Consider the following 18867-nt stretch of genomic DNA (forward strand, 5'->3'; position numbering starts at 1 on the left):
TGCACATCCGACGGAGGTGGTCCCATGCGCGTTGGCCTGGTCTGCGCCCACGCCGGCACAGCGAGCCGGAATGCGGGTGCGTCGTTCAGCACCCATCAACACGTCGCTCGGATCGCCACCGAACTGGCGGGTAAGGGCCACGACGTACGTGTCTACGAACGGCGGGACGACTCCGACCTTCCGGAGACCGAAGACGCGACGGGCTACCGCGTCGAGCGGGTGCCGGTCGGTCCGGTCGCACCGATACCCACCGCCGAACTGGTCGCGCACGTGCCCGCCTTCGGGCGCTGGTTGGCCGACCGTTGGTCGGACGACTGGCGGCCGGACGTCGTGCACGGTCACTTCTGGGTCGGTGGACTGGTCGCCGCCAGCGCCGTCCGGGAAACCGATATCCCGATCGTGCAGACGTTCCACTCGCTCGGCACCGAGCAACTGCGCCACCTCGGTGGCGCCTACCCCGGGCCCGACCAGCGGATCCCGCTGGAGCGGGCGTTGACCCGGGCGGTGGACCTCGCGGTGGCCCAGTCCAGCGACGAGGTGGACGAGCTGACCCGGATGGGACTGCAACGCACCGCGGTCGCGGTGGTGCCGAACGGCGTGGACACGGAAACCTTCCAGCCGGACGGCGAGGCGGTGCCACGGGACCGCCGGTCCCGGATCCTGGCGGTCGGTGGCCTCGGACCGGGCAGCGGACTGGATGACCTGATCCGGGCCATGCGGCTGGTCGGAGACGCCGAACTGGTGATCGCCGGAGGACCGCCCGAGCCGGAACTGACCGGGCACGCCGAGGCGCGCCGACTCCGCGAGCTGGCCGAGAGCGCCGGCGTCGGCGAGCAGGTACGGCTGATCGGTTCCGTCCCGCACGACCACCTCCCCGCCTGGTACCGCTCCGCCGACGTGGTCGCCTGCACGGCGCGTTACGCCTCCGCCGGCCGGGTGCCGTTGGAGGCGATGGCGTGCGGCGTACCGGTGGTGGGCTATGCGCGGGGCGGGGTGGCCGACACCGTCGTTGACGAGGTCACCGGTCAGCTCGTGCCACCGGGAGACGTCCGTGGCCTTGGAGTGACGTTGCGTCGCCTGCTGGCCGACGACGCTCAGCGGTTCGCGTTCGGGCACGCCGCGGTTGACCGGGTGCGGTGCAGCTACACGTGGGAGCGGACGGTGGGCACGCTGGAGCGGCTGTACGAGCGGGTGGTGCGCCGGCGCCCGGTGGAACCGACGGTCGCCGAGGTGAACCTCGAACCGGAGCCGGCGCAGCAGCCGGTGACGGCCTGACATGGTGTTTCACGAAGGGTCCCGGCCTACCCGCAAAGCGACAGGAAGGGGCCGTTCCCTGCGGTCGGCGACCTCGTGGTGGTGCTGCGGTTCGGCGTACCGGGTCAATCCGATGACGGCGATCAGGGTGACCAGGAAGCCGGTGCCGGCCAGCCATTCCCGGCCCGGCCAGACGCGGTCCCCGAGCAGCAGCAGCCCGACGATCGCCGCCGGCACCGCCCCCGCGGCGTCCATCGCCGCCACCGCGGCGGTCGTCGAGCCCCGCTGCATGGCCAGCCCCAGCAGTAGTTGCCCGACGATGGAGTGGGCGACCAGCAGGTAGAGCAGCGGGTCGGTGACAAGCGTCGCCACCGACCCCGCCGAGGCCAGCGGACGCGCCGCGACGGCTGCCGCGGAGAAGGACATCCCGGCCAGCGAGCCGAGGACCACCGACCCGAGCGCGCCGTGCAGGCGTACCGCGAAAACGCCGCCGACGGCGACCAGCGCGAGCACCGCGACCAGAACGACCTGGGCGCTGGTGCCGAGCGGCCGGGCCGGAGCCGGCTGGGCGGCCAGCACCAGCGCGGCGATCCCGGCGAAGAGCAGCACCAACAGGACGACCTCCGCGCCCGGTAGCCGCCAGTTCAGCAGCAGCACCCCGAGCACCGCGGTCACCCCAAGCCCGGCCGCCACGCTGGCCTGGACGAGGAACAGCGGCAGGTCACGCCGAGCCAGGAAGGCGAGCGCGAAGCCGGCGACCTGGCAGCCCAGGCCGAGCAGGTACGTCCGGTGCCCGGCCAGCCGGATCAACAGTCCCGGGTCGAAGGTGTGGTGCACCGTGGTCCGTGCCGCGGCCACCGACTGCAACAGGTTGGCGACGCCGTAACTGACGATCATCGCCGCCAGGAAGCACCAACCGGTTGACACCACCCGGCGAGGATAGAGGGTGCCGCGGGGATCCGCTCCGTCGCCTCGCGGCGGATCCCGTGCGTCCGGGCGCCGTCGGGGCATCCGCCCTGACGGGTGCCGCTCGGTCCCGTCGGCGTCGGCCGGGCGGGCGGCCCGGGGTGCCGCCGGATCGCGATCAGACGCCGAGCCGACCCAGCAGGTCGGCGTGCAACGGGCCGTTGGTGGCCAGCGCGCTGCCGCCCGCCGGACCCGGCCGGCCGGTGAGGTCGGTGAACGTCCCCCCGGCCTCGGTGACGACCGGAATCAACGCCGCGAGGTCCCACAGCGACAGCTCGGGCTCCGCCATGGCGTCCACCGCTCCCTCGGCGACGAGCATGTATCCGTAGAAGTCGCCGTATGCCCGGCTGCGCCAGCTCTCCCGGAGCACGTCCAGCATCGCGTCCAGTCGCCCGGCGGTCTCCCAACCGGTAAGCGACGAGTAGCAGACGCTGGCGTCGGCGAGCCGGTGCACTGTGGACACGCTGATCGGGCTGGCGGCCGCCTGGTGCCGGCCGGCGAACGCGCCGTGCCCACTGGCCGCCCACCAGCGGCGGCCGAGCGCCGGGGCGGAGACCAGTCCGACCACCGGCTCGCCGGCGTCCAGCAGCGCGATCAGGGTGGCCCAGATCGGCACCCCCCGCACGAAGTTCTTGGTGCCGTCGATCGGATCGATCACCCACTGCCGGTCGCCGTGACCACCCCGCGACCCGAACTCCTCGCCGAGCACGCCGTCGCGCGGGCGGCTCCGGGCGAGGGTGGCCCGGATGGCGCGTTCCACGGCGGTGTCCGCGTCGCTGACCGGGGTCAGGTCGGGCTTGGCCGACACCTGGAGGTCGAGCGCCCGGAACCGGGCGATCGAGATCGCGTCGGCGGCGTCCGCCAGCACGTGGGCCAGGGACAGGTCGTCGGCGTAGCGGGTCCGGACAGGATCGGCGAAGCTGGGCATGGCGGAAACGTAGCCCACCGCCGTCATTCGGTCTCGCCGGCACGCGAGGCCAGCAGCCGGCGGTACGAGGCGAGCCGGCGCTGATCCGCGTTGCCGGCGGCCACCCAGGCGTCCAGCGCGCACTCCGGTTCGGCCTCGGTGTGTTCGCAGTTGGGCGGGCAGTCGGCGGTGCCCGGCGCCAGGTCAGCGAAGCCGTGCAGCAGACTGTCCGCGCTGACGTGGGCCAGCCCGAAGCTGCGGATGCCCGGCGTGTCGATGATCCAGCCGGCGGAGTCGGCCGCGCCGGCCCGGTCCGGCAGCCGCAGCGCCACGGCGCTTGTCGAGGTGTGCCGGCCCCGACCGATCGCGCTGACCCGGCCCACCGCCCGGTCGGCCGCCGGGACCAGCCGGTTCACCAGGGTCGACTTGCCGACCCCGGAGTGCCCGACCAGCACCGAGACCAGGCCGGCCAGCGCGGCGCGCATGTCGTCGAGGTCGCAGTCGGGGCGGACCAGCAGGTGCGGCAGATCCAGTTCGGCGTAGTAGTCGAGCACCGCCGCCGGACCGGACAGGTCGGCCTTGGTCAGGCAGAGCAGCGGCTGGATGCCGGCGTCGTACGCCGCGACCAGGCAGCGGTCGATGAATCCGGTACGCGGAGGTGGGTCGGCGAGCGAACTGACGATCACCAACTGGTCGGCGTTCGCCACCACCACCCGCTCCAGCCGTCCCTCGGCGGTGGTGTCGTCGTCGTCGGCGGTGCGTCGCAGGACGGATCGGCGGTCCGCGATCCGCACGATCCGGGCCAGCGCCCCGGCGTCCCCCGAGGTGTCTCCGACCAGGGAGACCCGGTCACCGACCACCACCGAGCGGCGGCCCAGCTCCCGGGCCCGCATCGCGGTGACGGTGCGTTCCGGATCGCCGAGCACGCAGGTGTACCGACCGCGGTCGACGGCGGTCACGAAGCCGTCGACCGCGTCGCTGTGCCGAGGGCGGATCCGGGTACGCGGACGCGACGAGCGGCCGGGTCGGACCCGGACGTCCTCCTCGTCGTACTCCCGCCGCCTGCCCGTCAGGGCCGCCCCCTCACGTCACCGGATGGCTGCCCGGACGTCGATCGTCCTTGCCGGCCACCATCGTCGACCATAGTGCCGGGAACTCCGGCATGGTCTTGGAGGTGCATGCCACGTCGGACAGTTCGATGCCCGGCACGACCAGGCCGATGAGCGAGGCGGCGTGTGCCATCCGGTGATCGTCGTACGTGTCGAACGTGCCTCCGCGCAGCGGGCGGGGCCTGATCTCCAGGCCGTCGAGCGACTCGGTGATGTCGGCGCCCAGCGCGGTCAGTTCGCGCGCCAGGGCCGCCACCCGGTCCGTCTCGTGTGCCCGGATGTGCGCCACCCCACGCAGCCGGGACGGGGAGTCGGCGATGGTGGCCAGCGCGGCGAGCACCGGGGTCAGCTCCCCGACATCGGACAGGTCCGCGTCCAACCCGTGCACCACGCCGCTGCCGCGGACGGTCAGCCCGTTGGTGCCGAGCGCCACCTCGCCACCCATCTCGGACAGCAGGGCACGCAGCCGGTCGACCGGCTGGTTGCTGCCGCGGGGCCAGCCGAGCAGTGTCACCTCACCGCCGGTGACCAGCGCCGCGGCGAAGAACGGCACGGCGCCGGACAGGTCCGGCTCGATGTCCCAGCCACGGCCGGTGAGCCGTCCGGGTTCGACCACCCACACGTCCGGGGTGCTGTCGTCCACCCCGGCGCCGGCTGCCCGCAGCATCTGCACGGTCATCCGCAGGTGCGGGGCGGACGGGACCGGCGGGCCGACGTGCCGGACCACCACCCCGTGATCGAACCGGGGGGCGGCCAGCAGCAGACCCGAGACGAACTGGCTGGAGGCCGAGGCGTCGATCAGGACGTCGCCACCGGTGACCCGCCCGGTCCCTCGGACGGTCAACGGCAGCGTGCCGCCGGGTGCCGCGTCAATGCGGACCTGGAGTGATCGCAACGCCTCCACCAGCGGGCCCAGGGGACGGCGCCGGGCGTACGGGTCGCCGTCGAAGGTCACCGGGCCGGTGGCCAGACCGGCCACCGGCGGTGCGAACCGCATGATCGTGCCGGCCAACCCGACGTCGATGTGTGCCGGTCCCTGCAACGGTCGTGGCCGGACCAGCCAGCGCTCGTCGTCCGTCACCGAGACATGGGTGCCCAGCGCGCGCAGCCCGGCCGCCATCAACTCGGTGTCCCGGGCCCGCAGCGGCCGGCGCAGGGTGGACGAGCCGCCGGCCAGGGCGCTGAGCACGAGGGCGCGGGCGGTCATCGACTTGGACCCGGGCAGTCGCAGGGTCTCCTCGACCGGGCCGGCCGCGGTCGGGGCGGTCCACGGTTGGGGTGGCCGCAGCGCCGTCAGGTTGGTCACGAATACATTCTGCCGCCTGGGCCCGACGCGGCGTGATCAAGGCGAGGACGTTCCGGCACTCGGGACGTCGCCGCCGCCGGTACCGTGTACGCCATGTGCGGCAGGTACGCGACCACCCGCGGCGCCACCGAGCTGGGCGCCCTGTTCGACGCCGACGACGACACCGGCGGCGGCCTGGTCGCCGACTACAACGTGGCGCCGACCGACCGGGTGCCGATCGTCCGGCTGCCGCGTTCCGGCGGACGGCTGCTGAGCACCGCCCGGTGGGGCCTCGTGCCGCACTGGGCTCGGGACACCCGGGGGGCCGCCCGCATGATCAACGCGCGGGCCGAGACGGTGGCGACCAGCAACGCGTTCGCCCGCTCGTTCGCCGGACGGCGGTGCCTGGTGCCGGCCGACGGCTGGTACGAGTGGGTGCGTCGGGAGGACGGCGGCAAGCAGCCCTACTACCTGACCCCGCGGGATGGTTCGGTGCTCGCGTTCGCCGGTGTGTGGTCGCTCTGGTCGGACCGGACGGCTGCCGGCGCGGAGCCGGCCGCTGACCTGCTGACCTGCTCGATCGTCACCATGGCGGCGGCCGGGGACCTGGCCGATGTGCATGATCGGATGCCGTTGATGTTGCCGCCGGAGCGGTGGCCGGGGTGGCTGGCCGGTGGTGGCGACGCCGCGGCGTTGTTGGCGCCGCCGAGCGCCGAGGCGATCGCCGGAATCGAGATCCGACCCGTCGGTCGGGCGGTGGGCGATGTCCGTAACGACGGCCCGGAACTGGTCCGGCGGGTGGCGGCGCCGCCGCCGCGGACGGCACCCGAGGAACCGGTCCCGCTCCCGCTCTTCTGAGCCGCCGCGGCCCGCCGCGACGAGTGCGACGGTCGCGCCCGTGGCGCTTCCGCCAGGGGCGCCTCCGTGCCGCGCCCCGGGTGCTGCGCTGGGCGCGCTCCCATCGCTCGACCGGGTGCCGTTGCGGCGCGCCTTCGGTGCGATTTGCCCCTAGTTACGGCTAACGTCGCTCGATCGTTCAGACAGGGTTTCGGCTATCCCCTTGTCTCCTCCCGCACGAGTGCGATAGAACACAGCGCCGGCAGTGGGTGTCGATTTTCGCACGGGGCGACGGACTCCCACCGATCATGCCGGCCCCACGGGGGAGGTGGGTGAATGACTCGGGCGCGGATGCCACGCCCGCACGAGGTGGCCGCTGCACAGCAGGATCCGCGGTTGCAGCGAGCCGTAAGGGAACGGCAAACGGACGACGCCTGGCGCACCCGAGGTGCCTGTCAGAGCGTCGACCCGGAAACCTTTTTTCCAGCACCCAACGAGCCGGCGGACGCCGCGGTCGCGCTCTGCCGCACCTGTTCGGTGCAGGGCGCCTGTCTCGCCTGGGCGCTGGAGGTAGGTGACTGTCACGGCGTGTGGGGTGGCACCACCCCGCGCGAGCGGCGGGCGATGCTGCTGGCCTGGCGGGGGCAGGTCGAGCGGGATCCGGACGCGGTGGACGAGGCCGGTCCGCCGGTCCGCGACCGGCTGCTCACCCTGATGCCGCTGAGCCGCTGAGCCGCTGGCTCGCTCAGCGGCGGGTAGCGGTCGCCGGGTCGATTCCGGTTCCACGCACCGCGGTGGACAATTGCCGGGTGCCGGACGACGGGCGGATCGATACGCCGCGCGGCCCCGCGATGGTGGTCGTGGATCGACCCGCGGGGCCGCCGCGCAGCCTGCTCGTGCTCGGGCACGGTGCGGGTGGCGACGTGACCGCACCTGACCTGGTGGCGGTGCGGGACGCCGTGCTGGCTCGGGACGTTCTGGTGGCCCGGGTGACCCAGCCGTACCGGGTGGCCGGCCGGCGGGCTCCAGCCCCCGCGAACCACCTCGACGAGGCGTTCGGCGCGGTGGTGGCGGACCTGCTCGGGCGCTGGGCGCCGATGCCGCTGCTGGTCGGCGGCCGGTCGAGCGGTGCCCGGGTGGCCTGCCGGACCGCCCGGGCGGTCGGGGCGGTGGGGGTGCTGGCGTTGGCCTTTCCGCTGCACCCACCCGGGCGGCCGGACCGGTCCCGGGACGGTGAGCTGGACACCGGGCTCCCCACCCTGGTGGTGAACGGCGCGGCTGACGCGTTCGGCGTGCCACCCGCACGCCCCGGGGTTCGGGTCATGGTCCGCCCGGGGGAGCGGCATGACCTGCGCCGGGATCCGGTGGGTACGGCGGCGGTCGTGGTGGAGTGGCTGCGCGGGCACGGCTGGGCGGCGTGACCGGCGACAACTGACCGCGGACTCATGACGGGCGACGAGCGACCCCGGTGGCGCGACGACGGCACACATGGCGTTCGTCCGGTTACGCCCGTTTCTCCCTCTGGCCGGAGGTCGTTGCTCCGGATGGCGGCGGCACCGAACCCGGCGCCGGCGCCATCCTCCCAGGCTCCTCCTGGTCCCAGCCGTGGTCGACATCACGGCTGGGACCAGGGAAGCGAGCATCCGGAATGTCGAGCGGTCGGCCGGTTGTTACATCTCGCGGAAGCAAGAGCCCCGCGGGTATGGCGACGGTGCTGGACAGGGTCCGCCGTTCCGACGCCGCGCCGGCTCGCCATCGAGTGAGGGAGTCGATGCCGGTGTCCACCGGAACACGGAGTCCGGAGCGCGCGGATCACGAGGCGCGGTTGCGAAGCCTGCTGCGCGGTCCCGACTGGTCGGCCCCAGCTACGGCCGCGCCGCCAGCGGCGGCGAGCACACCGGCCGAACCGTCGGCGATGGCGAGCGCACCCGCCGCCGTGGTGGCGGCGGGCACACTCGCCGGAACCGAATCTGCCGGCATGGCATTGCGCGTATCCTCGGCGGGACGGTCGCCCTTCCCGGAGGCGGCCGGGGAGCGAGGGGACGTTCGGTTGACACGACCGGAACAGGCGGGTGAGCGTCGGGCGCGATTCGAGCGTGACGCGATGCCCTTCGTCGATCAGCTCTACGCCGCCGCGATGCGGATGACCCGCAATCCAGCCGACGCCGAGGACCTGGTCCAGGAGACGTACATGAAGGCGTTCGCCGCCTTCCACCAGTTCGAAGAGGGCACCAACCTCAAGGCGTGGCTGTACCGGATCCTGACCAACACCTACATCAACTCGTATCGGAAGCGGCAGCGGCAACCGGTGCAGGCGCCCACGGAGGAGATCACCGACTGGCAGCTCGCCGAGGCGGAGTCGCACACCTCCAGCGGTCTGCGGTCGGCCGAGACCGAGGCGCTGGACCGGCTCCCGGACAGCGACGTCAAGGAGGCGTTGCAGCAGCTTCCCGAGGAGTTCCGGCTGGCGGTCTACCTCACCGATGTGGAGGGCTTCTCCTACAAGGAGGTCGCCGACATCATGGGCACGCCGATCGGCACCGTGATGTCGCGGCTGCACCGTGGTCGCCGCAACCTGCGCAAGACGCTGGAGCGGTACGCCGCCGACCGGGGGATCAACGCGTCGCCCCGGCCCGCTACCGCCACCCGGGAGGTGTGACGTGGCCTGCGAGGAGTCCCCGGGGACCGATTGCCGTGAGGTGCTCGCCGAGGTCTATCTCTACCTGGACCTGGAGTGCGGGGACGAGCGGCGCACGTTGATCCGGCACCATCTCGACGGCTGCTCGCCGTGCCTCCGCGAGTACGGCATCGAGCGGGAGGTGAAGGAGCTGGTCGCCCGCTGCTGCGGCAACGAGACGGCCCCGGCGGAGCTGCGCGAGCGGCTGCGGATCCGGCTTGCCGAGCTGGTCATCGAGACCGACGCCAGGGAGTACCTGCCGGAGTAGTCCAGCCCGGAGCGGCGCCGCGTCGAAAGCGTTCCTTTCGGCACGGCGCCGCTTCGCGTGTACCGCACGGGTACGGGCTTCTCAGGAGTTGGGGCGCTTGCCGTGGTTGGCGGCGCTCTTCTTGCGGGCCTTCTTCTTCCGGGCCTTCTTGGCCATCTGGACCTTCCTTCCATCAGGGCTCGCGACCTGCCGATGCTAGCGCCTGCCGCCGTGCGCACCACGCCGGTGCCGTGCCCGGTCGTGCGGCATGGATCACCCCCGCATGATTGGATACCGTTCGCAGGCAGACCGCCGAGAGAGAGGGCCGTGACAATGGCCGAGGAGATCCGCGCCGAGATGGTGGCGAACGTGTGGAAGGTCGTCGCGGCCGCTGGCGACACCGTCTCCGAGGGTGACACGCTTGTCATCCTCGAATCCATGAAGATGGAGATCCCGGTGGTGGCGGAGTCCGACGGCGTGCTGCGCGAGCTCGCGGTGAACGAGGGCGACGTGGTGCAGGACGGCGATCTCATCGCCGTCATCGAATGACCCGGGTGCTCATCCGGCCGGCCGAGCCGGCCGACCACCAGGCCATCGCGGAGTTGACCGTCGCGGCGTACGCGGCCGATGGCCAGCTCGACGGCGAGCACGGCTACGAGCGGACGCTCGCCGATGTGCCGGCTCGGGCCGCCGAGGGAACGGTGCTGGTCGCCGTGGACGAGGCGACCGGTGGCGTGCTCGGCTCGGTCACCGTCGTGGCGCCCGGCTCGCCGTACGCGGAGCTGTCCCGGCCCGGCGAGTCGGAGTTCCGGATGCTCGCGGTGCATCCGGCGGCGCAGGGGCGCGGGGTGGGCCGGGCGCTGGTGCTGGCGTGCCTGGACCGGGCGGCCGAGGCCGGCTGCTCGGCGGTGCTGATCTGCGTCCGCAGTTTCTCCGTCCCGGCCCAGCGGCTCTACGCCAGCATGGGCTTCGTCCGGGTGCCGGATCTCGACTGGTCGCCGACGGCCGGGGTCGAGCTGCTCGCCCTGCGGCGAGACGTGGCCGTGGTGGCGTCCACGGACCGGTAGCCCGGCCGTTCAGTCCTCGGCGTCGATCCGGTCCAGCAGCTCGTAGGCGACGGTCAGCGCTACCCGCCGCCGTTCCTCGTTGTCGAGGTCCCGCAGCGTCAACCAGGTGCTGTGCACGGCGAACAACGCCAGGGTGGCGCGAACCCGGGCGGTGGGGGACGGGTCCGGGCCGGCGAGCAGGTCGGCCAGCCGGATCATGCGGTCCCGTATCAGCTTTCCCGCGGCCAGGCTCTTGAGGGCCGTCTGGTTCTGCTCGAAGAACCGCATGATGGGCTGGCTGTGCCCCAGGAACTCGTCGGCGTAGGCGTCGAGCAGCTTCCGCCGGCCGGCCGGGTCGTCGACCCGCTGGGCGGCGTCGTCCGCCATCCGGTCCAGTCGCTCGATCCGGTCCTCGACGACGCTGCCGACGATGTCGTCCTTGCTCTTGAAGTGGTAGTACAGGGCCGCCTTGGTGACGTCGAGTCGCTCCGCGATCTCGCGTAGCGAGGTTTTCTCGTACCCCTGCTCGGCGAAGAGTTCCAGCGCGACCGCCTGGATGCGGGCTCGCGTGCTGCCGGCCTTCTCGTTCACCGCATGTTCCCTATCCGCTTGACGACGCTGTGCGAGCCAGCTTACCGTACGGCAAGTAAGTGCTAGCCGGCCGGCAAGTAAGCGGCGGCTGGGTAACCGTCGGATTCCTCGGGGGAGATTCATGACCACCGCCACGCAGCCCGCTCCGGCGCCACCGAACGTCCGGGTCATCCTTGGCGGGCTCATGATCGCGATGATGCTGGCGATGCTGGACAATATGATCGTCAGCACCGCACTGCCCAGGATCATCGGTGAGTTCGGTGCGCTGGAGCACTTCACCTGGGTGGTCACCGCCTACGTGCTCGGGACCACCGTGTCCACCCCGATCTGGGGCAAGCTCGGTGACCTGTACGGCCGCAAGAACATCTTCCTCACCTCCATCATGATCTTCCTGGTCGGCTCGGCGTTGTGCGGCATGGCCGGCTCGTCGATCCTGGGCGGCCCCGCCGACGGGATGACGGAGCTGATCATGTTCCGCGCGGTGCAAGGGCTCGGTGCCGGCGGCCTGATGGTCGGCGTGATGGCGATCATCGGTGACCTGGTCCCGCCCCGCGAGCGCGGTCGCTACCAGGGCATGTTCGCCGGCATCATGGCGATCGCGATGGTGGCCGGACCGCTGGTCGGCGGGTTCATCACCGACCACCTGAGCTGGCGCTGGGCGTTCTACGTGAACCTGCCGCTGGGCGGGGTCGCCCTGCTGGTCCTGGCCCTCACCATGCACCTGCCCCGCTACCGGACCGAGCACCGGATCGACTGGTGGGGCGCCGGTCTGCTGTCGGTCGGCATCACCGCCACCGTCCTGATCACCACCTGGGGCGGCAACGAGTACGCCTGGGGTTCCGTCCAGATCGTCGGGCTCGCCGTGCTGGCGGCGCTGACCCTGGCCGCCTTCGCCCTGGTGGAACGGCGGGTGGCGGAACCGATCCTGCCGCTGAGCCTGTTCGCCAACCGCAACTTCGCGTTGGTCTCGGTGATCGGCCTGCTGCTCGGCTTCTCGATGTTCGGCGCGATGAACTTCCTGCCGTTGTTCCAGCAGACCGTCCAGGGCGCGTCGGCCACCAACAGCGGACTGCTGCTGCTGCCGATGATGTTCGGGATGCTTGTGGTGTCGCTGGTGATCGGCCGGGTCATCACCAGGACGGGCCGGTACCGGGCCTTTCCGATCGTCGGCGGCGCGGTGATGGCCGTCGGGCTGGGCCTGCTCACCCGGGTCGACCTGCACACCGGCAAGCTCGAACTGTCGGTCGCCATGGTGGTGCTCGGCGCGGGGATGGGTTTCCTGATGCAGACCACCATGTTGATCGCGCAGAACAGCGTCGAGCAACGCGACCTCGGTGCGGCCAGCGGCGCGGCGACGTTCTTCCGGTCGATCGGCGGCTCGTTCGGCCTGTCGCTGTTCGGGGCGATCTTCGCCAACCGGCTGGCCGCGTCCAGCGCGGGACCGTTCCTCGGCGGTGCGAACCTCGGCGGCGAGGGCGGGGCCGGGCTGGACCCGGCCGCCCTGCGCGAGCTGGTAGGGCCGGTCCGGCAGGCCATTCTCGGGGGACTTGCCGACTCCATCGGCGTGGTCTTCGGCGCCGCACTGCTGTTCGGCGTCGCGGTGCCCGTGTTGGCCTGGTTCATCAAGGAGATCCCGCTGCGCGGGTCGACCGAACCGGCCGCCGCCGGGACGCCCGAGGAGCGGGCCGAGGCGGCGATCGCGAAGGCCCCGGTCCGGTAGCCGGTTTCAGCGCGATGACCGGGTGATCCGCCGCCAGAGCCGGCCGAGCCACCGGAACCCACCGCCGCGGCGCACTCCGACCGGCCAGCCGGGCCGGTCGGCGGCGACCATCCGCCGGGTGGCCGTCACCACCGCCGGGTCCATCGCCGGCGTGGCGAGCACGAGGCGGGCCAGCGAGCCGAGGATCGACACCGGGCGGGTCCGGGCCACGGTCACCGCGTCGGCCAGCCGTTCGGCCGCCACCCGGGCCACGTCGGACCGGACCGTCGGGTCCACCCAGGCGTACGCCACCAGGGCGAACAGCGCGGCCTCGGTGATCCAGTCCTCGACTCCCCAGACCAATTCGAGCAGCACCGTACGGCGGGTCGAGGTGGCCCAGGGTTCGTCCGTCCGGTGATGCAGCAGGCCCAGGCAGGCCCACACCTGCACGCAGCGCGCCCACAGCGCGGGGTCGCGCTCGACCAGGGCGTCACCCAGCGGCGTAGCCGGCGGGGGCGGCGGGTGGACGAGCAGCCCGAGCAGGTCGTCGAGAGTGAGGGTGGCCAGGGCGACCGCACCGTCGTACGCGGCCGGCGGGTGGGCCCAACCGGGCTGGGCGAGCCACCGGATGCGGTCGACGGCGACGAGTGTCGGCTCGGGCACCGCGGGCAGGGCGGCCGTGCCGTCGTACCGCCAGACGTGGCGTTGGACGGGACGCCGGGGGCGGCGGATGTCCGGCTCCGCCACCGTGGCGACGGTGACCGCGAGGCCGGGGGCGGCGGTGCCCAGCGCCAGCATGGCGCTGGGCGGCTCCAGCCCGGTCATCCGCACCTGACCCCGCCGTTCGCCGGCGACCGCCGGGGTCGAGTCCCCGGGCCGCTGTCGCGGTAGGCCGGGTCCGGCCGTCCGCAACCGGCGCAGCACGCCGACCACCGCCTCGGTGGCCGGCGGCACCCGGCCGAGCCACGGTTGCCCAGCACAGCACTCGGCGAGGTCGTTGTGCTCGTGCGTGTCGTCCGGGTGCTCACGGTGGAAATCGGCGAGCGCCACGAGGTGGGCCAGCGATCCGTCGGCCCGGTAGCGCAACCGGTAGCCGGTGTGCACCGCGCAGTCGAACGTGGGGTTCCGCTCCAGGGCCCGGTCGATCCATCGCAGCGCCTCGTCGAGCTGGCCGTCGTCGGCCATCGTCCCGGCGATGTCCGCGTACACCGAGAGGTCGTCGGGGTCCCGGTCGACGGCGCGGCGCAGGGCGGCGAGGGCCTCGTCGACGCGCCCGGCGCTGCGCAGCGCGTAGCCCAGCCAGACCTCGGTGAGCTTGGCCGGCGCCAATCGGACGCCCCGGCTGGCCCAGCGCACCGCGAGGTCCGTCTCGCCGAGCCGGCGGGCCAGCGCCGACGCCGCGCCGAACAGCAGACCCTGACCGGGGTACGCCTCGACGGCCCGTTCGGCGAGCCGGAGGTACGGGCGCAGGGCCGGCCGGTCCGCCGCCGGCACCGGATCCGGCACCGCGGCGCAGACCTGGAGCAGCAACCGGACGATCCGCTCCTGGCCGCACGCCTCGGCCACCCCGGGGGCGTCCAGCCAGGGCACCCCGGCCCAGTCCATGGTGGGGGCGTGGCCGGTCGCGGCGACCAGCAGCTCCAGCCCCTCGGCGGGCCGGCCGGCGGCGGCGAGCAGGTGTGCCCGCGCCACCACCGTACCGATGAAGGCCTGCTGGTCCAGGGTGAACAGGTCGAGCGCACCGCCGGTCCGGGCGGCCAGCTGGGCGAGTACCTCATGCACCTCGGGCAGCGTCGGTGCGTGGGCGATGGCGCCGGCGACGTGCCCCGCAGCGTGGGTCAGGTCGCCCTCGTCGAGCGCCAGCCTGGCCATCGCCAGCTCGCCCTCGGCGGAGAGGCGGGGATCGTCCATTCCCTCCGACACGGGCGACTCTCTCCTGCGTGTGTTGGCGGCCTTGGGTTGGGCACTCTAGGCCATGATCCCGGCGGCTGCGGGGATGCTGCTCGATTGTGATCGCTAGATTGGCTGAACGCGCGTAAACATGCAAGAATGGTCGCGGATCGCGCGGCGATCGCGCATCGCGCCCGGTGCGCGGCGTCGCGCCCGGCACGGAGGTGACCATGGCGACGCCCGGTGCGGGGATGGCGGCGGACATCGCGGAGCAACCGTCCGGCTACGCCCGGCTGCTCGAACCGGCACATGTCACGGAGATCGCCCGGGTGGCGGCGGTGATCGCCGATCGGCGACCCCGACACCTGGTCCTCACCGCTCGGGGCACCTCGGACCACGCGGCGCTGTACGCGAGCTACCTGGCCGAGATCCGCCTGTCGCTGCCCGCCGGGCTCGCCTCGCCCAGCGCCGTGACCCTGTTCGGCGCCCAACCCGACCTGTCCGGCGCGCTGGTGATCGCGGTCAGCCAGAGCGGCGGTTCGGCCGACCTGGTGGAGGTGGTGCGAGCGGCCCGGGCATCCGGGGCCCTCACCCTGGCGGTCACCAACGCACCGGACTCGGCCCTGGCCGGCACCGCCGAACTCGCCATCGACATCGCGGCCGGGCACGAGCGCGCGGTGGCCGCCACCAAGACCTACACCGCCGAACTGCTCGCGTTGCTGATGCTGGTGGAGGGGGTACGGGCCGGTTCCGGGCGGCTGCCGGAGGCCGAGCTGCGCGCCCTGGCCGCCCTGCCCGAGCTGGCCGAGCGGACGCTCGCCGACCCGGCCGCGACGGAGCTGGCCCCGCGGTACCGGTTCGCCACCCAGCTCGTCACGACCGGCCGAGGGTACGCGTACCCGACGGCCCGCGAGTCCGCCCTCAAGCTCATGGAAACCTCGTACCTGCCGGCGCTGGCCTTCTCGGGGGCGGACCTGCTGCACGGCCCGCTGGCGATGACCGACCCCGACGTTCCGGTGCTGGCCGTTGTCGGTTCCGGCCCGGGTGGCGCGGCGATGCGCGAGGTGCTGCCCCGGCTGGCCGAGCGGGGCGCCGACGTGGTCACCGTCGGTGCCGCCGAGGTGCCCGGGGCGGCCCGGATCGCCGTACCCGACACCGACGAGCGGTACGCCCCGCTGCTGGACGTGCTGCCGTTACAGCGGTTGGCGTTGACGCTGGCACTGGCCCGGGGCGAGGACCCGGACGCGCCGCGCGGACTCAAGAAGGTCACCACCACCCGCTGACCCGGCCGTGGCAGGCTTTACCGGTGTCCACCCTGCGCGACCTGGCCGAGGAACACACCGCCCTGCGGCCCGGCGACATCGACCACCTGCACCGGATCGCCGGCGACTGGCAGTTGCTCTCCGACCTCTCCTTCGCCGACCTGCTGCTCTGGGTGCCGGTGGACGGGGGGGACGACTTCCTCTGCGTGGCCCAGGTCCGACCGACCACCGCGCCGACCGCCTACCAGGACGATCAGGTGGGCCGGATCGTCGGCGGTCCCGAGGTGGCCCACCTGACAATCGCGTACCAGGGCCGGATCTGGCGGGAGGGCGATCCGGTCTGGTACGGCGACACGCCGGCACGACACGAGGCCATTCCGGTGCGGTTGCGCTCCACCGAGGGCGCGGCGGGTGAGGTGATCGCGGTGGTGGGCCGGGACACCAACCTGTCCACGGCCCGGACACCCAGCCAGTTGGAGTTGAACTACCTCACCACGGCCGACGACCTGGCCCAGATGGTCGCCGACGGCACCTTCCCGCCCCCCCGACACCCGGGGGAGACGACATCGGCGCCGCGGGTCGGTGACGGGCTGGTGCGGCTGGACGCCACCGGAAAGGTCACCTACGCGAGCCCGAACGCGCAGTCCGCGTACCGCCGGTTGGGGTTCTCCTCCCATCTGGTCGGCGAGGAGTTGGCGACGCTGCATGGCCGGCTCGCCGCGGACCCGCTGGACGGAACCGAGGCGGCGAACAGCGTGCTCGCCGCGCTGCGGGGGGAGGCCCCACCGCGCCGGGAGATCGAGGCGCGTGGTGCCACGGTGCTCACCCGGTCGCTGCCGCTGATGCCGGCCGGCGTGCCCATCGGCGCGCTGGTGCTGGTGCGCGACATGACCGAGGTGCGGCGGCGGGACCGGGCGTTGATGACCAAGGACGCCACCATCCGGGAGATCCATCATCGGGTGAAGAACAACCTGCAGACGGTGGCCGCGCTGCTGCGGTTGCAGGCCCGCCGGGTGGACAGCCCGGACGCGCGGGCCGCGCTGGAGGAATCGGTACGCCGGGTCGCCTCGATCGCCCTGGTGCACGAGACGCTCTCCATGTCCAGTGATGAGGTGGTGGAGTTCGACGGCATCGTGGACCGGGTGGCCGGCGCCGCGGCGGAGGTGGCCGCCACCGATGTGTCCGTGCTGATGCGCCGCCAGGGCACCTTCGGGGTGCTGCCGGCCGAGCTGGCCACCTCGCTGGTGATGGTGCTCAACGAGTTGCTGCTCAACGCCGTCGAGCACGGCTTCTCGGCGGACGGTTTCCCGGCGGCCGGTGACGGCGGTGCAGGGCCGCGACCGGCGGCCGAGGTCGTCGTCTCGGCGCACCGGTTCCGCAAGCAGTTACACGTCACGGTCGCCGACAACGGCCGTGGCCTGCCGGCGGAGTTCGACCGGGAGCGGAGCGGCCGGCTGGGGTTGCAGATCGTCCGGGCCCTGGCCACCGGGGAACTGCGCGGCACCATTGAGCTGCGCAACCGGGTTGGTCAGGGGACCGAGGCGATTGTGGTGGTGCCGCTGACCCGGCCGAAGCGGAGCTGACACAGGCACCTAACTCGGGCTCACCCCGTCCCGCCGGGTGAGCAGCCACACGGTGATGTCGGGGACGCTCCAGGTGCCGGTCACCGCGTACCCGTCCCGCACGGCCGCGGCCTTGGCCGGCGGCATCGGCCGCAGCGGGTCGGCCGGCTGCCCGACGGCCAGCACCCAGATCCGGTCCACCCCGGCCAGGCACCGGCTGGGGACGGCGCATTCGGTGGCCCACAGGCTGCCCCGGCGCGCCGCGCTGCGTGCGCACAACACGTCCCGCGGTGCCCTCGCTCCCAGGTGGTAGGTGATCGCCGTGTCCAGGAATGACCAGTCGTCTCGGACCGGATAGACGACTCCGTCACCGGGTTGCCCGTGTGCTCCGACGACGCGTGCCGCGGCCGCGTACCCCCGGGGCTCGGAGCGCGGCCATTCATGGGTGCGACGCAGGTCCCGCTGCGCCGGGGCACCCAGGAAGGCGGCCACCGCGACGATTGAGAGCGCCGCGGGCAACCGGGCCGGGGCGATCGCCGCCGCGGCGAGCAGGCACAGCAGGGGCGCGGTGAAGACCAGGTAGCGCGGGGCGAAGAGTGGGGTGAACCGGCCCGCGACGAACAGCAGCACCAGCGGACCGAGCACCGATGCGGCGAGCAGGGTCGCCGACCGGCCGCGGCTCGCCCAGCCCAGCGCGGCGAGGCCGACCAGCAACCCGCCGACGGCCGGTGCGCCGAACACCGAACCGGGCAGGCCGGGCAGGCCGCCGACCGAGGCCTGGTCGAGCCAGCCGAGTTGCTGGCCCCGCTGGCGCAGGCCGAGCACGGCCAGGGGCGACGCCAGCACCACCACCGCGAGCACGGTCACCGCCCAGCCCGGCAACGCCCGCCGCCCGGTGGTGCTGACGCCCACCGCGTGCCCCACGACCAGGGTGGTCGCGAGCAGGCTGGTCAGGGCCAGCCCGAGCAGCGCGGCACCGTACGCCGCCCACCGTCGGCCGCCGGGCCGGTCCACGGCCAGGACGAGCAGCAGCGTGGCGACGACGGCGAACAGCGTGGCGAAGGCGTACGGCCGGGCCTCCTGGGCGTACCGGGAGGTGGCCGGCAGCACCGCGAAGAGTAGGCCGGCGACCAGCCCGACCCGGCCGTCGAACAGGCGCCGGCCGAGCACCGCGGTGAGCCCCGCGGTGCCGGCCGCGCAGAGGATGGACGGCAGTCGCATGGCGGTCGGCGAATCACCGGCCACCCGCAGCCAGGCGTGCATGAACAGGTAGTACGGCGCGGTGACCGCGTCGATGTGACCGACCATCCGGATCAGGTCGGCCATCGGGCGGCTGGCCGCGCTCCAGGTGGCCAGCTCGTCCCGCCACGGCTCGGCACGTCCGGCCCCGGCCCCGGTGACCAGCAGAGCGAGCAGCGCCGGCCAGATCCAGTCGAGCCGGCGAACCCGGTCGACGGACCCGGCTGGGCGGTCGGCGGCAGACCCACCACGCCTGAACGTCACAGACCCGTGACTCTGGGTGGTCATGAGGGAAG

Annotated in this window: 19 protein-coding genes; 11 read left to right on the forward strand and 8 right to left on the reverse strand. The window is 73.1% G+C overall.

Annotated features, from left to right (window positions below; genetic code table 11):
- The first annotated feature begins 24 nt into the window (after positions 1 to 24).
- A complete protein-coding gene (locus ACFQUZ_RS24375) occupies positions 25 to 1275 on the forward strand; it encodes a glycosyltransferase (protein ID WP_377446168.1) in 1251 nt (416 codons plus the stop codon).
- A gap of 9 nt (positions 1276 to 1284) precedes the next feature.
- Here the strand turns inward: ACFQUZ_RS24375 and ACFQUZ_RS24380 are convergent, their stop codons facing one another.
- The 4 genes from ACFQUZ_RS24380 to aroA form a co-directional block, all read right to left on the reverse strand.
- The gene (locus ACFQUZ_RS24380) at positions 1285 to 2151 is read right to left on the reverse strand and encodes a hypothetical protein (protein WP_377446257.1); all 867 of its coding nucleotides are present in this window, start codon (positions 2149 to 2151) and stop codon (positions 1285 to 1287) included.
- Positions 2152 to 2338: 187 nt separating this feature from the next.
- The gene (gene hisN / locus ACFQUZ_RS24385; RefSeq protein ID WP_377446170.1) at positions 2339 to 3148 is read right to left on the reverse strand and encodes a histidinol-phosphatase; all 810 of its coding nucleotides are present in this window, start codon (positions 3146 to 3148) and stop codon (positions 2339 to 2341) included.
- A 23-nt stretch (positions 3149 to 3171) separates the two neighbouring features.
- Positions 3172 to 4122 carry a ribosome small subunit-dependent GTPase A gene (rsgA, locus tag ACFQUZ_RS24390; protein ID WP_377446258.1) on the reverse strand — a complete coding sequence of 317 codons (951 nt, stop codon included), beginning with the start codon at positions 4120 to 4122 and terminating at the stop codon, positions 3172 to 3174.
- An 88-nt stretch (positions 4123 to 4210) separates the two neighbouring features.
- Positions 4211 to 5542, reverse strand: coding sequence for a 3-phosphoshikimate 1-carboxyvinyltransferase (gene aroA, locus ACFQUZ_RS24395; RefSeq protein WP_377446172.1), 1332 nt, complete (start codon positions 5540 to 5542; stop codon positions 4211 to 4213).
- Between the two features lie 93 nt (positions 5543 to 5635).
- Here aroA and ACFQUZ_RS24400 point away from each other — a divergent pair, with 93 nt between their 5' ends.
- From ACFQUZ_RS24400 to rsrA, 5 genes are all read left to right on the forward strand, one after another.
- Positions 5636 to 6379 (forward strand): SOS response-associated peptidase, encoded by a 744-nt coding sequence (locus ACFQUZ_RS24400; RefSeq protein ID WP_377446173.1) that lies wholly within the window; start codon positions 5636 to 5638, stop codon positions 6377 to 6379.
- A 315-nt stretch (positions 6380 to 6694) separates the two neighbouring features.
- Entirely contained in the window at positions 6695 to 7090 is a 396-nt protein-coding gene (locus tag ACFQUZ_RS24405; protein WP_377446175.1) for a WhiB family transcriptional regulator, read from the forward strand.
- Positions 7091 to 7209: 119 nt separating this feature from the next.
- Positions 7210 to 7779: an alpha/beta family hydrolase gene (locus ACFQUZ_RS24410; RefSeq protein WP_377446259.1), complete on the forward strand. Its 570-nt coding sequence runs from the start codon at positions 7210 to 7212 to the stop codon at positions 7777 to 7779.
- Positions 7780 to 8129: 350 nt separating this feature from the next.
- Positions 8130 to 9017, forward strand: coding sequence for a sigma-70 family RNA polymerase sigma factor (locus ACFQUZ_RS24415; RefSeq protein ID WP_377446176.1), 888 nt, complete (start codon positions 8130 to 8132; stop codon positions 9015 to 9017).
- A 1-nt stretch (position 9018) separates the two neighbouring features.
- Complete coding sequence (gene rsrA, locus ACFQUZ_RS24420; protein WP_377446178.1) at positions 9019 to 9303, forward strand: mycothiol system anti-sigma-R factor; 285 nt, start codon at positions 9019 to 9021, stop codon at positions 9301 to 9303.
- Positions 9304 to 9384: 81 nt separating this feature from the next.
- On the opposite strand, the gene ACFQUZ_RS24425 is transcribed toward rsrA, so the two are convergent.
- Positions 9385 to 9459, reverse strand: coding sequence for a 50S ribosomal protein bL37 (locus tag ACFQUZ_RS24425; RefSeq protein ID WP_370461611.1), 75 nt, complete (start codon positions 9457 to 9459; stop codon positions 9385 to 9387).
- A gap of 150 nt (positions 9460 to 9609) precedes the next feature.
- On the opposite strand from ACFQUZ_RS24425, the gene ACFQUZ_RS24430 reads away from it, so the two are divergent.
- Positions 9610 to 9831: a biotin/lipoyl-binding carrier protein gene (locus tag ACFQUZ_RS24430; RefSeq protein WP_377446180.1), complete on the forward strand. Its 222-nt coding sequence runs from the start codon at positions 9610 to 9612 to the stop codon at positions 9829 to 9831.
- Complete coding sequence (locus ACFQUZ_RS24435; RefSeq protein ID WP_377446182.1) at positions 9828 to 10349, forward strand: GNAT family N-acetyltransferase; 522 nt, start codon at positions 9828 to 9830, stop codon at positions 10347 to 10349. Before ACFQUZ_RS24430 ends, ACFQUZ_RS24435 begins: the two co-directional genes overlap by 4 nt.
- Positions 10350 to 10358: 9 nt before the next feature.
- On the opposite strand, the gene ACFQUZ_RS24440 is transcribed toward ACFQUZ_RS24435, so the two are convergent.
- Positions 10359 to 10919: a TetR/AcrR family transcriptional regulator gene (locus ACFQUZ_RS24440; RefSeq protein ID WP_377446184.1), complete on the reverse strand. Its 561-nt coding sequence runs from the start codon at positions 10917 to 10919 to the stop codon at positions 10359 to 10361.
- Between the two features lie 121 nt (positions 10920 to 11040).
- On the opposite strand from ACFQUZ_RS24440, the gene ACFQUZ_RS24445 reads away from it, so the two are divergent.
- Complete coding sequence (locus tag ACFQUZ_RS24445) at positions 11041 to 12639, forward strand: MDR family MFS transporter (RefSeq protein WP_377446185.1); 1599 nt, start codon at positions 11041 to 11043, stop codon at positions 12637 to 12639.
- Between the two features lie 6 nt (positions 12640 to 12645).
- Here ACFQUZ_RS24445 and ACFQUZ_RS24450 read toward each other — a convergent pair whose 3' ends face one another.
- Positions 12646 to 14529, reverse strand: coding sequence for a tetratricopeptide repeat protein (locus ACFQUZ_RS24450; protein ID WP_377446262.1), 1884 nt, complete (start codon positions 14527 to 14529; stop codon positions 12646 to 12648).
- A 230-nt stretch (positions 14530 to 14759) separates the two neighbouring features.
- On the opposite strand from ACFQUZ_RS24450, the gene ACFQUZ_RS24455 reads away from it, so the two are divergent.
- Together ACFQUZ_RS24455 and ACFQUZ_RS24460 are read left to right on the forward strand one after the other, a co-directional pair.
- Positions 14760 to 15791 (forward strand): SIS domain-containing protein, encoded by a 1032-nt coding sequence (locus ACFQUZ_RS24455; RefSeq protein ID WP_377446264.1) that lies wholly within the window; start codon positions 14760 to 14762, stop codon positions 15789 to 15791.
- A 23-nt stretch (positions 15792 to 15814) separates the two neighbouring features.
- On the forward strand, positions 15815 to 17353 hold the full coding sequence (locus ACFQUZ_RS24460) for a histidine kinase N-terminal domain-containing protein (RefSeq protein WP_377446187.1): 1539 nt from the start codon (positions 15815 to 15817) through the stop codon (positions 17351 to 17353).
- 9 nt (positions 17354 to 17362) lie between these two features.
- Here the strand turns inward: ACFQUZ_RS24460 and ACFQUZ_RS24465 are convergent, their stop codons facing one another.
- Positions 17363 to 18760, reverse strand: a complete 1398-nt coding sequence (locus ACFQUZ_RS24465) for a glycosyltransferase family 39 protein (protein WP_377446266.1) — start codon at positions 18758 to 18760, stop codon at positions 17363 to 17365.
- Between the last annotated feature and the right edge of the window lie 107 nt (positions 18761 to 18867).

Origin of the sequence: Plantactinospora sp. GCM10030261, from assembly GCF_042666615.1 — a bacterium.
In the GTDB taxonomy this organism is placed as follows: Bacteria; Actinomycetota; Actinomycetes; order Mycobacteriales; family Micromonosporaceae; genus KBS50.